This is a genomic window from Pseudoalteromonas luteoviolacea DSM 6061 (assembly GCF_001625655.1).
GTDB classification, from domain to species: Bacteria; Pseudomonadota; Gammaproteobacteria; order Enterobacterales; family Alteromonadaceae; genus Pseudoalteromonas; species Pseudoalteromonas luteoviolacea.
Genome location: NZ_AUYB01000154.1, coordinates 1 through 13514 on the forward strand (window position 1 = coordinate 1; position 13514 = coordinate 13514).

Here is a 13514-nt window from a genome sequence, read left to right on the forward strand (position 1 = left end):
GATAACTGGGTGTTCACTGTTGCTGTATCAGCTTTGGCTGCAAGTGCCGTGTCCATCGCTGCTTTATCTGCTTTTGCTGATAACTGGGTTGTCACTGTTGCTGTATCAGCTTTAGCTGCAAGTGCCGTGTCCATCGCTGCTTTATCTGCTTTTGCAACAAGTTGTGTGTTTACAGTCGCTGCATCTGCCTTTAACGTCAACGCATTGTCAAATGCTGCTTTGTCAACTTTTGTTTCAAGTAAACCGGTTACTGTAATGCTATCGGCTTTAACTGCCAAACCAGCGTTAAATTCTGCTTTTGTCACGTAAACCGTAAGGTCAGGCAAATCTGCTTTTAGCGCAAATTGAGACTCATCATAGCTAGCTCCTTTGGCCAATAGCTGCCAAGGCAGCTGGATGTTGCCTTGAGGATCTGTAGGGGGTACGCCAATTGTAGATTGAGTCGCTATATACGCACTACCTTGGTACGTTATGACATCACCCGTTTTGAATTCGGTAACCAAATTGTAGCCTTCAGTCACAAAATGAATACCACTGTCTCCTTTAGCAACTAGAATACTCCATTGAGAAGCCGTATCTTTAGGAGAACCATTTGCAGATTCTCCCTCAGCAACTGCGGGGATCGCTACCTTAGCTATGTATGCACTCCCTTCAAAAGTCACAACATCATCGACCTTGTACTCTAGTTCAGGTGACCATATACCAACAACTTGCAGGCCTTTATCACCTTTTTCTCCTGGCTCTCCTTTGGCACCATCTTTTCCATCTACACCATCTTTACCATTGACACCTGGCGCACCATCTTTTCCATCTACACCATCTTTACCATTGATGCCTGGTGCACCATCTTTTCCATCTATGCCATCTTTACCATTGATCCCCGGAGCACCATCTATACCGTTTTTACCATCAATACCCGGTGCGCCGTCTTTTCCATCTAGGCCATCTTTACCTGCTAGCCCAGACCCCACACCATTGAACAATAACAGCCAATCATTGTTAGTTTGAGACGGTGGTAAGTTTGGTTCACTACCTTCAGTCAAGGCTGCGATAGCTACGCGCGCAATATAGGCATTGTTTTCGTGTACAACAACATCATCAATATTGTATGCGTCTTGGTTATTCCAGTTACCTTTAATAACTAAGCCGCGGTCACCTTTGTCACCTTTGTCACCTTTGTCACCCTTTTCACCTTGGGCTCCATCTTTACCATTGATTCCATCCTTACCATTAATGCCGTCAATACCATCTCGACCGTCTTTTCCTGGTGCACCATCGCGACCATCAATTCCGTCTCGACCATCAAGACCATCTCGTCCATTCACGCCCGGCGCACCATTTTGGCCAGGTGCGCCATCTACTCCATCAATACCATCACGACCATCTTTGCCCGGCGCACCATCAAGACCGTCTTTTCCAGCAAGGCCCGAACCTACCCCATTAAACAGTAACAACCAGCTATCGTTTGTATTTGACGGAGGTAAATTTGGTTCATTACCCTCTACAACTGCGGTTATTGCAACTCGAGCGACGTAAGCATTATTTTCATGCACGACAACATCGTCAATATCATACGCATGGATAGCATTCCAGTTACCTTTGATAATTAGGCCGCGATCACCTTTGTCTCCCTTATCACCTTTTTCGCCTTTCTCTCCTTGTATACCTTTTTCTCCCTTTTCACCGCGCTCCCCTTGCTCACCTCGCTCACCCTGCTGGCCTCTTGCACCTTCTTTACCATCCTTACCATCTTTTCCGTCTTGGCCATCCACTCCGTCACGGCCCGGCTTTCCATCTAGTCCATTCTGTCCATCAGCGCCATCTTTGCCATCAAGACCATCTTTCCCGTCCACACCATCTTTTCCATCTAGGCCTGCTTCTCCTTGTGCACCTTTTTCAATTAGCAAAGTCCAAACCTCCAAAGCGTCCTTTGGTGTCGGGTTTGATTGTCCGCCCTCTGTCGCGTTTACTACAGCTGAAGCAATATAGGCGCTGCCTTCAAACGACACAACATCATCTACTGAGTAAGCAGCTACGTCGCTCCAGTTGCCTTTGACCTGAATGCCTTTGTCACCCTTATCGCCCTGTTCACCTTTCTCTCCGCGCTCTCCTTGGGGACCTTGTTCACCCTTTTCCCCTTGTTCGCCCTTTTCACCTTTCTCCCCTGGCGCGCCTGCTTGACCATCAGCACCGTCCTGGCCCGGATCACCTTTATCACCTTTTGCGCCATCTTTACCATCGACGCCATCGCGTCCATCAATACCATCAGCACCTCGAAGACCAGTAGGAGAACCCAACCATTCACCGTTTTCATTAATAATGACGCTGCCACCAACAGAGACTTCTGTTGCCTCGACAGCCCCCTCCACTTTGCTCGCCACATCTGCATGATAAGCACTGGGAACTGTATCAATCCGCAAGCGTGGAGACATTTCAGCGTCATCTCCAATGGTAATACCAAGCTCTAAGTCACGATTTTTAAATATGGCGGCGTCAATATCGTTGTTTTCGCCTAGGCGAATAGCGTAGGCACCTTCAACAACTTCTACTTCCCTAACAGACTCCCACACAACTTGCTCTTGAGTATAGAGCTTGAAAGTCATGGTTACCGTGCCATTCACAGCTTGCTGTGTATTGGAATTGGTTAACGTGCCTTGATGGTTTAACTGAGCAGCGAGAGCAGGCACAGAAATAGCGCTAGCAGCGGCAATAACCGCAGCAATTGCGTTTTTAGTAAACATATAATCCCTTTGTTTTTTATAATTTAAATTAGTTAATTGCAGCGCCTGAAAGGCCAAAATTCTCTGAACTTGCTTTTTGCGTAACCACTGTTACCGAGGCTGCTACGTCGTGTCTTCCAGATGATGCTTTTTGGACTCGAGCATTGCCTAGATTCGAACGTTTAACCGAATGTTCAGCAACTTTCTTATCTGGGTTTGGATTTGGCTGAGGATCTGGTTTGGTAATTGGTGTTTTCCCTTCGTTGTTTACAGGTTGATTGTCACTGCTTCCACCGCAACCGGCTAAGCCAAAACAAACGCAAACAACGAGCGTCAAACAATGTGAAATGTTAAGTTTCATTTTATTCCTTAATTTAAAAAACGTTCATCAATGAACTTCTGTTATTATTACAATTTAATAATCAAAAAAGAAGCCAAGTATATATTAAATAAATTATTTAATGCGCTAAATTCATTGCAGTTTATTCACCCTCTCATTATTTGGGTAAATAGCTAAAACCTTACCTTTATAAAAATTAAACTTTTCAACATCCCCTAGCTGATGAGATATCTCAGTTGCTTGAACCAATCCTGAAACCAAATATGGATATATAACTAAAGCTCTCTCTATGCTATTCAAAGCAGCATGCAAATCATTATCCTTATACATATAAACCTTAGAAATCATCAACATGGCAAAGTAGTTATATTCATTTAGCTCAATTGCCTCTTCAATTAGTTCACTATCGCCTTTTATCGAGCCTAATCCTGACAAATAGTTTGACTTTAATTCCACACCTCTAAGATATGCAGTAGCAAGAACAACAAATAGGAAAAGGCATAGAGAGATTGGTTTGCTAACAGTTTTACTTTTCATTTTTAAAGTTGATCTAGACAACACCACCGAAAACAAACCCAGAGAGAAAAATAAACTTACGGGAGTTAAGAATACAGAGCTAAACATGGCATGAAAGCAAGCAGAAAAAACAGCCAAAAACACCCAAACATCTATATAATTACCAATTAGGAAATTTCTAAATGCAATAAATATTAGAGAGAAAAAAAGCAGTGTAAATAGACTTCCAAAGACAAGACCCAACTCGCTATAGAATTTTAATATAATGTTATAAGGTGATAGCAACATTGAATGACTTGATAAATAAGGTGAAGAGTGCTCTGTTCCCATGCGTCCATACTTAGGGTGCACAAATTCAAAATTACCTGCCCCTACACCTTGTGGATTATCAAGAGCCATATCAATTGTATTTGCAAAAACATTCTCTCTACCCGTTTTCAGAGCAGTTATTGAGCTTACTTGGTCTCGTAATTGATTTGGACCATACTCCTTAAGCATTGAGAATGTCGCTATTGAAAATAGCAACCCTGCAGATATAGCCATGTACTTAAAAGGTAGCTTTTTAGTTTTAATTAACATGACTGCCAAGATAAATACTTCTGCACACAACAACCCTAGTATGGTGCCACGAGTGCCCGACTCCAATAACAGATTCATTAATATAACGAGCGAAAACAATCCTAAAGCCAATCGAAGTTTTGAACGTCTGTGCATGTAAATAGACAGAACTAAAATTGGTATCCATATATTTAGTACTTGACCTAAATAATTTACAAAACCTATTGGTGAAAAATTAATAAATGAATATGGAGTTAAAGCAATATATCTTTGATAAATAATAACCAAGCAAAACACGAAGGAGGCGTAAAAAACGCCATCCACTAGCATTTTCAAAACGTCATCTTTACTAAATGTGACAGAAATTAGGTATATTGAAAAGCCAAAAGCGACAAACCTAACTGTGAAAAGTATGGCTTCAAAAAAATTAGGAGACCATATTGAACTGATAAGCATGTAGCACGATAGAAGTAAAAACGAAACGCTAAGCGCATTGGCTTTTACTTCTACTTTTTTAAATATTGCTAAGGATATTATAACTACTATAAAGAGATCAAAAATAAACCACTTGGGCGTATTGAATCTATCAAGAAAAACATCATAGCTAATCACTGCAATTGCGCATGAAAAAAGAACAAAAACAGCTCTAAAAAAATTAGGCAAATTTATCCATTTACTTTTCTCTCCACACCAAAGATCATCTTTGACGTTGAGAACTCCCTGTATTTCACTGAACATCATTGTCATCTACAATTAAAAAACTATCGCTTTATACCTGCATAATTAATTAAATTCAATAAATTTACTAAAATAGAAAATACACATAAATTTATCATCTTAATTATGAAGTAAAGAAAACCACCCCAAATTAACCAATTTAAAACAAATTCAGTGTGAAAATCACAAAAAACAAACAGAGAAAAGAGGTCGGACCTTAAACTATCCCAGTAATATCACCAATAAATTTATTAATTAATTTTATTTTTACTAGATAGTGCATCTTGAGTTAATAAATATATTCATATTAAGGAAGGATTAAAAATGCAAGAGTTGCGTATTAATAGAATTGAGCTACTTGATTTTCAGATTTTTAGTCGGTAACACACAGTATTACCGACTAAGAGTAATCACGTTAGAATTTCATACTTAAAGAAAGCGACAGTTCATTGACATTATTCTCACTGATATCAAAATGCTTGTACTGTAGGCCTATTTCAAGGGCATTGTTAAGCTGGTATCCTAACTCTGTCCCCATAAATGCATTCGTTTCAGCAGCTTCATAACTATTTAAAAAGCGACCATCTCTCGTACTATCAATACGATATTCCCAATCAAATGCACCGAGAAACACTTCACCAGTAAAGTTATGCCAATTGAATACATCATAGTTTACTTGGAGGGTAAACCCTTCAGGTAAAACGGGTGATACACGAGACAACTGCTGATGCACTTCATCCGGCGTCAATGTTTCACCTGTAAAGTCGACACTGCCCTGGCCTAAATCCACATATCCAATACCAACATGCCAATTTGGCAATAATTCATAATAGCCACTGACAGACCAAGAGCTACTGGAATCGTCAATATTACCGACTTGAAGCCCACTGTTATTCGATATTCGCTCTTGGGCAACAGCTTCGCCAAGAGTACCTTTTACTGTCCATGACTCGGCATATGCAGAGCTAGGTAATAAGCATGTAAGAGATATAAGTGCATAACTTGGTAGCACCGCTTTTCTTCTACGTAATATTAGCGCTGAAAGCATCACAATTAGGGTTCCTCCCATACTTCCTGAAGATTTATTTTCTATTTTAACAGCCTTATATGCAGTCACAGTGACACGGGCAATACCTTGAGATACTCCACCTTTTGAGTCCACAATAGTATAAGTAACAATATCAACGCCCTCGAACCCTAGTTTTGGCGAATAGGTCAAGGTACCGTCAGCATTAAGTGTTACTGAGCCATGTTGGGCAAACGCCTCTATCAACGATATTGCGTCGCCTTCAGAATCAATATCATTTGCCAACACATCGATAGTGATACTTGCTTTATCGTTTGTGCTCGCTTCATCTAATTTTGCCGAAGGCGGTGTGTTAACCGCTAAATTAACCGTTACAGTGCTATTCGCCGTTCCACCTTGGCCATCAGTCACGCTGTATTGAATTGTCGCTGTTCCGACAAATGTTGACGGTGGTGTATAAGTAAGCTTGTTGTCAGCTACAGTTACAACACCAAAATCAACGCTGGCACTGGTGATTGTAAGTGCATCACCATCAGCATCAGAATCATTAGCAAGCACATCAATCACTATTGATTGGCCCGCGCCTATTGTAAGCTCATCTGCTTGAGCAATAGGTAACAAATTATCCGTTTTGACTACCGCAACACCACCAGGATCAATAATACTGCCATTTGCAATTCCATCATCGTCATTAGGTCCGCCATCTACAATTTGCAATTTGACACACCAATCCCCCTCTCGTAGACCCTCTTGCCATACATCGCTACCTGGAGGTGCACAATAGCCAGGCTCTCCAAGGGAAGAATAGATTTTATTGGCTTCATCAACTGCAAAGTCTACCCACTGATCGCTTTTTAGCTTGCGATATACTGCGTTAATTGGAATAGGTTTGCGTTGCGGGATCACAATACTGTATGTATCGCCATCTTGAGGGAGTCCAGTGGCAATAAAATCGAATAGCCCACCAATATTGACTGCATTTTCGTCTGCTTGAAGCTCTTCAGGCAAAAGCTGCACGCCCCCAGTGCTATTTTGCGCTATCGTGACGCCTTTTCGTATACATACTCCAGGCTCACCTTCAATCAAAAACTGATCGGCTTCTAGCACTTGCTCCTGCATTACATTACAGTCGGTAATGGCATCTTGGAAATCAGGAATACCATCATTATCCGAGTCTCCATGCCCTTCTTCATTATCCGGAATTAGATCTCCATCGGTATCTTGGTTTGATAACGGAACTAGTGACGGAACCACTTCTAGATAAATTTGCATCGTTGACGATAAACTCGGCTCACCATTGTCCGTGGCTGTAACTTCAAGCCCATATATGCCAGTAGCTAGAGAGTTAGGTGAGAATGTAAATTCATCGTCCTGCGTGCTGAGATCTTGCAGTTCAGGGGTTATAGCTCGCCATTGCAAAGATACAACATCTCCCACATTTGCATCACTCGCGATGGCTTTGACAGTGACAAGCTCATCTGTTGCTGTAACAGTTGTCCGCTGCTCACCGTTTTGCGTAGCTGCAAGCGTTAATTCTGGTGCGACATTTTCTTCAACTATGGTGATTTGTGTTGAGAACTTAGCACCTCGATTTAACTGCTCTGACAAGGTCACAATTATTGTTTCATTCCCTTCAATAACACCATCTTCTATAACATCAAAAGAAATCACTCCTTCTGTTCCCGAAGTAATTTGTATGCTGCCATCAAGCAATGTGTGATCTGCCGAAGATGCACTACCAGAAACAGTATATGATACCTGTACCGGGTATTCTGGAGACTCGCCATTTAGGTAAACACCAAGGTTAAACTTCTGCCCTTCAGATAATTGAACATCTTTTGCCAGTGAGATAAGCGGATTCACAAAGACATTTTGCGTAGCAAATGAGCTGAGTCCGTTATTGTCAGAAGCACTCCATGTGGCCAAATGGCGCCCAGGTGGGAAAAGCGTATTGTTGTCGACCAATGATACACCAATCACGTTACCATTGCTGTCAGTTGCAGTTGCATTACCTAGTTCGACTTTGGTGTAAAGCGCAGTCGCGTTGACAGTAACATCCGCGGGAACAGTTATAGAAGGAGGTGTCCCGACACTATCATTACGATTAATCGTCAACTCTGCAGTTGCTCTACTAATCGCACCAGAAGAGTCTTTGACTACATATTCAATGATCACGACTCCATTGAATGTATCTTCAGGAGTATAAACCAGCTCTTGACCCTGAATTGCGACGCTGCCTACCGAAGGCTGAGCACTCAGGATGGTCAGAGAGTCTCCCACATCTACGTCACTATCATTACTTAAAACGGCCAATCGATAAGTGCCAGTTGCCTCATCAAATGACTCTTCGGAAAACTGATCGTCTGATGCCACAGGCGCATCATTAATGTTTTCAATCGTCATTGTCACCGTTGCGGTATTAGAGAGGGCACCACTGGTATCCCTGACCGCATAGCTAAACGCGTCGTCGCCAACTTCATCAGTATTTGCGGTGTAAACAATACGCCCCAGCGAGTCTATACTGACCTGCCCCTTTTGAGGATTAGCCACAACAAACACTGAACTCACATCAAGCTCGTCATTCCCATCCACATCAATGTCGTTACCTAAGACATTAACTGCAAAGGAGCCTTCTTCTTCTAATGCCGCAACATCATCAATTGCCACAGGCGCATCATTCACAGGCTCAATGTTCAACGTCACAGTAGCAGGCAACGAAGTCAGCCCTTCGCTGTCAGTCAGCACATATGTAAATGAAAATAAGCCATTTTGATCTTGTGTTGGGTCTATTTGCAGTTGACCATCTGCCAAGATTGTCACCGCTGCGAACTCAAAACTGCCATTATTTTGCACAGTAATATTTGCGCCATTGAAACCAGCATCCTCAACGTCGGAGTCATTGTTTAACACATTCAAAACAACCTGAGTATCTTCTGAGGTTGTCGCTGAGTCATCTGCTGCTACTGGCGCATCATTCACTTGACCAATCGTAATTGCTATGGAAGCTGGCGCAGAGTCAGCGCCAACACTATCAGCAATTGTGTAAGTGAACTCGTCTGCACCCTGTTCATTCTCAAGTGGAGTATAATTAATTACACCCAGTTCATCGTTAACAGCTACATTACCCCGCTGCGGTTGACTACTGACAGTAATGTTGCCAGTCGGGATTCCGTCCTCAACATCTGTTGCAAACAACCGTACACTAATTGGCGTAGATGCAGCATCTTCTTCAATATTCACAGATAAGCTTGGAGCAATCGGCAAATCATTTACCGGGGAAATGACGACAAATACCGTAGCTTTCTCCGAGTTATTTGAGTCCTGATCAGATACTATATATGTAAAGGTATCATTCCCGTTTACATCTTGATTTGGCGTGTACGTTGCCACTCCATTTGTAATAGAAACAGAACCAAAGCTTGGGGCATCAACTATTACAGCAGAAGATGCGACCATGTCGCCCTCTGGATCTGAGTCATTGTCGAGCAAGTTAATGGTTACTGACGTATCTTCATTGGTTTGTACACTGTCATCTATGGCTATTGGTGCCTCTGATACTGGGGTAATATTGATATTTACAGTATACAAATCTGACGTTGCACCAGCAGTATCCTTAACTCGATAGGTAAAGCTGTCGCTTTGAGTTTCAGAGTTATCATGTACATAGGTGAAACTACCGTCATTATTAATAGATAGAGCACCAAACGACGGCTGACCAAACTCAGCCATTGAGATGACGTCACCACTGTCTAAGTCATCGTCAAAAACAAAGGCACTACTTAACAAGCCTGATGTGGCATTCTGCGTGAGTGTACCACCTTCAGCGACTTCAAAGTTTCGGTTGCTACCTGTGGGTGCATCATTGGTATTGATGACTTCGATGTTAAAAGCATTAAGTCGCGCTGTGGATTGACCATCAGACACTGTAATTTCGATACTGCTGTATGAACCTACGTGACTGTCATTAGGCGTACCTGTTAGGGCACCTGTCGACGTATTAAAACTGGCCCAAGCAGGTTGATTTTGAATACTGAAGGCCAGCGAGTCACCATCAATATCTGACGAGCTGGGAACAAAGCTGTATGGGCTATCTTCATCTACTGTTGGCGCAGGTGAACCTCCTATCACAGGTAAGTCATTCACATTACTAACTGTAATGTTAAACGAGCTTAACGTGGCACTCGCTTGGCCATCAGAGACCGAGATCTGAATATCCCTAAATATTCCAACATGAGAGTTATCTGGCGTTCCTGATAACGTGCCCGTTGTACTGTCAAATTGTGCCCAACTGGGCATATTTATGATACTAAATGTCAGTGCATCTCCGTCAATGTCTGATACCGTCGGCGTAAACGTATATAGGCTATCTTCATCTACACTAGAAGCGGGGACACCTGAAATCTCTGGTGCGTCATTTGTATTATTCACTGTAATGCTAAAGGCACTTAGTGAAGCCGACTCCACCCCATCGGATACACTAATTACAATATTATCGTATCGACCTACATTGGCATTTACTGGCGTCCCACTTAACACACCTGTCGTCGTATTAAACTGCGCCCAACTGGGTCTATTAGTTATGCTAAAAGTCAACGTATCATTATCTTTATCCTCAAATGTAGGGGTAAAGCTGTACGTACTGTCTTCGTTTACTTGTGAGCTTGGCGTACCCGCAATGCTCGGTGCATCATTAATATTTGCAACGGAAATATCAACGGTGGCAGTTTCTGAATCGATTTGGCCATCATTGACCTTAAACGTGAAGCTGTCTGAACCAAAGAAGTTGGTGTTCGGAGTATACGTAATACGATTTTCGTTTTGTGTATATGAACCATTTGCTGGAGAATTAACAATTGCATAGGTCAAATTATCGTTATCGATATCATCTGCAGCAAGGGTAATAACAAGAGCAACTTCTTCATCTACATGTACTGATTGCGCAGATACCGTTGGCTGATCATTGACCGCATTAACCGTGAGGTTGATGCTAGCTGGTTGCGAATCCAGAGCGCCATCATTTGCCACAAAGGTGAATGTATCACTGCCATTGAAATGGGCTGATGGAGTATAGAGCCAGGTTGTATCAGATTGAGCCACAAGGGTACCATTCGATACCCCAGATTGAATTTGATAGCTCAAAGTATCCGATTCTTGATCCGTTGCAGATAAGGTGACAAGCAAGCTATCGTCTTCATCAAGACTTAGATTTTGCGCCGCTGCAACAGGGGCATCATTGACCGGAGTAACAGTCATAGTCACCGTTGCTTTATTGGAAGTTGCTCCCGCGGCATCTTCAACGGTGTAAGTGAATGTATCGTCGCCAAAATAATTAGTGTTTGGAGTGTAAACAATGGCACCCTGAGCATTCACAACAGCTTGGCCGAAGCGCGGCTGATCAACCACACTAACGCTAGCAAGGTTAAAACTATCATTTTCATCTACATCTGTATCATTACCTAAAACATTCACCTCAAAGGAGCCTTCTTCTTGCAAGCTCGCAGTATTGTCATTAGCAACAGGTGCATCATTTACAGGCGTTAAATTCACTGTGACAGTGGCAGGGTCAGACACCAGCCCCTCACTGTCAGTCAATGTATAGTTGAAAGTGAATATGCCATTTTGGTTGGCCTTTGGCACAATGCCTAACGTACCATCAGCTGCGATATTCACTGTTGCTTTAGTGTAATTACCAGCCCCATTACCCTGATCTTCAAGTGTGATATTTGCACCATTGAACCCTTGATCTTCAACATCACTATCATTCGATAGGACAGCTAAGGTTGTGGTGACATCTTCATCCGTAGTGACAGAGTCATTGGCAGCTACAGGCTTATCATTAACGGCACCAATCGATACAGTGATAGTCATAGGCGCCGATTCACCACCGTCTTTGTCTTTTACTGTATAAGTAAAGCTATCACTGCCCACTTCGTTGGCACTTGGTTTATAAACAAAAGTACCTTGTTGCTGATTAATCTCGACTGAGCCCTTTGTTGGCTGTGTTGCTATCGCTAAGTCTCCAGTCGGAATTCCATCCTCGATATCTGTCGTTTGCGCCCTTACTTGCAACGCGTCTGAGTCAGTATCTTCTGAGGTGTTAATCACAAGTTCTTTGGCGATAGGTAAATCGTTTACGGCAGTTATCGTCACCGCCACCGTAGCTGTATTAGATGTGTTTTGCTGGGCATCTTTTACTGTATATGTAAACGAGTCTGCACCGACTTCGTTTTCATTTGGCGTGTAGGTGGCGATACCATTTTGAATAACAACGCTCCCTTTCGATGGAGATGTCGCCACCGCGGCTGATGAAGCAACCATGTCCTGCTCAGGATCACTGTCATTTGACAGTAAATTGATACTTCCGGCAGTATCCTCTGCCACCGTCAATTGATCATTTGTAGCAGTAGGTGCATCTGCCACAGCAGTTATGGTTAGAGTAACGGTATAGGTATCAGAGGTTGCACTTGAAGCATCTTTGACTCGATATGTAAATTGGTCACTGTGGTTTTCACTGCCATCATGCTGGTAAGAAAAACTACCATCTTGATTTAAAGTTAATTGACCATGAGTTGGCGCTGATACCTGCTCAATTGTCAAGGTATCACCGCTATCTGTATCTTTATCTGTCGCTGTGCTCAGCAACCCTTGAGCAGAGTTGACTGACAGCAAACCAGCTTCCGCCAAAGTAAAGGTAAATGCCGTGCTAATCGGGGCATCATTTACATTGGTTACTTCAATATTAAAACTGGCAAGTGAAGCCGAATCAGTACCATCATTGACAGAGATCTGAATATTATTGTACTCGCCTACATTAGCATCGGTGGGTGTTCCCGAGAGAAGACCCGTACTTTGGTTAAATGAGGCCCAACTAGGCAAGTTAATAACACTGAATGTGTGTGTATCCTGTTGGTCCGGATCGGTCAATGTGGGCGTAAAACTGTAAGCCTGATCTTGCGCAATGCTCGTCGTAGGTTGTCCACTTAAGCTCGGTGCTACATTATACTTTTTGGTCACGGTATCAGTGATGGCAGCACTTCGATTGCCTGCTGCATCAATTATGATCACAGAAGCGGTCAACGTCCCTTCTGCCAAGTTACTCACGTTTAACCCTGTAACTTGAGCGGTAGTCGCTGATATATTTCCACTGCCTGTTACTGACTGATTGTTCACATCAGTAATACTGTACTCAAATGTCCCTGTTCCTTCCAAGCTTGTTAAGGTAAAGCTTAATGCAGACTCGTTGTCTCGATTGATCAAGCTTTGATCTATGCTCACCCCTTGCCCGCTAGGCGCTTTTGTATCAATGTTTAATGTTAACTGGCTTGCTGCGGTATTTGTATTTCCTGCGTTATCAGTGAATTTATCAGCATTAATGTCTAATGTAGCAGTCGCCTCTGAGTTTTCATTCGGCGTAAATACGACACTATACTGGACATTAGAGGTCGTGGTAAATGCGCTCAAACTGCCACCTGACACACTGATATCATCTATTGTAAAGTTGCTACTTGCTTCACTTAACGTAATTGAGATCGTGGCTGTTTCGCCTGCTTTTAGATTAGTATCAGACGCTGAGAAAGTAGTGACTGTCGGTTTAGCAGTGTCTAATTCACTTGTCGCCGTCACCGCGGTAGCTGCA

Annotated in this window: 4 protein-coding genes; all 4 read right to left on the reverse strand. The window is 42.7% G+C overall.

Annotation, left to right across the window (positions count from 1 at the left end; translation table 11 throughout):
• Positions 1–2741, reverse strand: a 2741-nt coding sequence (locus N475_RS26240) for a collagen-like domain-containing protein (protein ID WP_487246443.1), incomplete at its 3' end; no start/stop codon positions are given.
• Positions 2742–2769: 28 nt separating this feature from the next.
• Positions 2770–3081 carry a hypothetical protein gene (locus N475_RS23980; protein WP_063358900.1) on the reverse strand — a complete coding sequence of 104 codons (312 nt, stop codon included), beginning with the start codon at positions 3079–3081 and terminating at the stop codon, positions 2770–2772.
• A 111-nt stretch (positions 3082–3192) separates the two neighbouring features.
• Positions 3193–4875 (reverse strand): hypothetical protein, encoded by a 1683-nt coding sequence (locus N475_RS23985; RefSeq protein ID WP_063366076.1) that lies wholly within the window; start codon positions 4873–4875, stop codon positions 3193–3195.
• Positions 4876–5266: 391 nt separating this feature from the next.
• Positions 5267–13501 carry an Ig-like domain-containing protein gene (locus tag N475_RS23990; protein ID WP_063366077.1) on the reverse strand — a complete coding sequence of 2745 codons (8235 nt, stop codon included), beginning with the start codon at positions 13499–13501 and terminating at the stop codon, positions 5267–5269.
• Positions 13502–13514 lie beyond the last annotated feature (13 nt).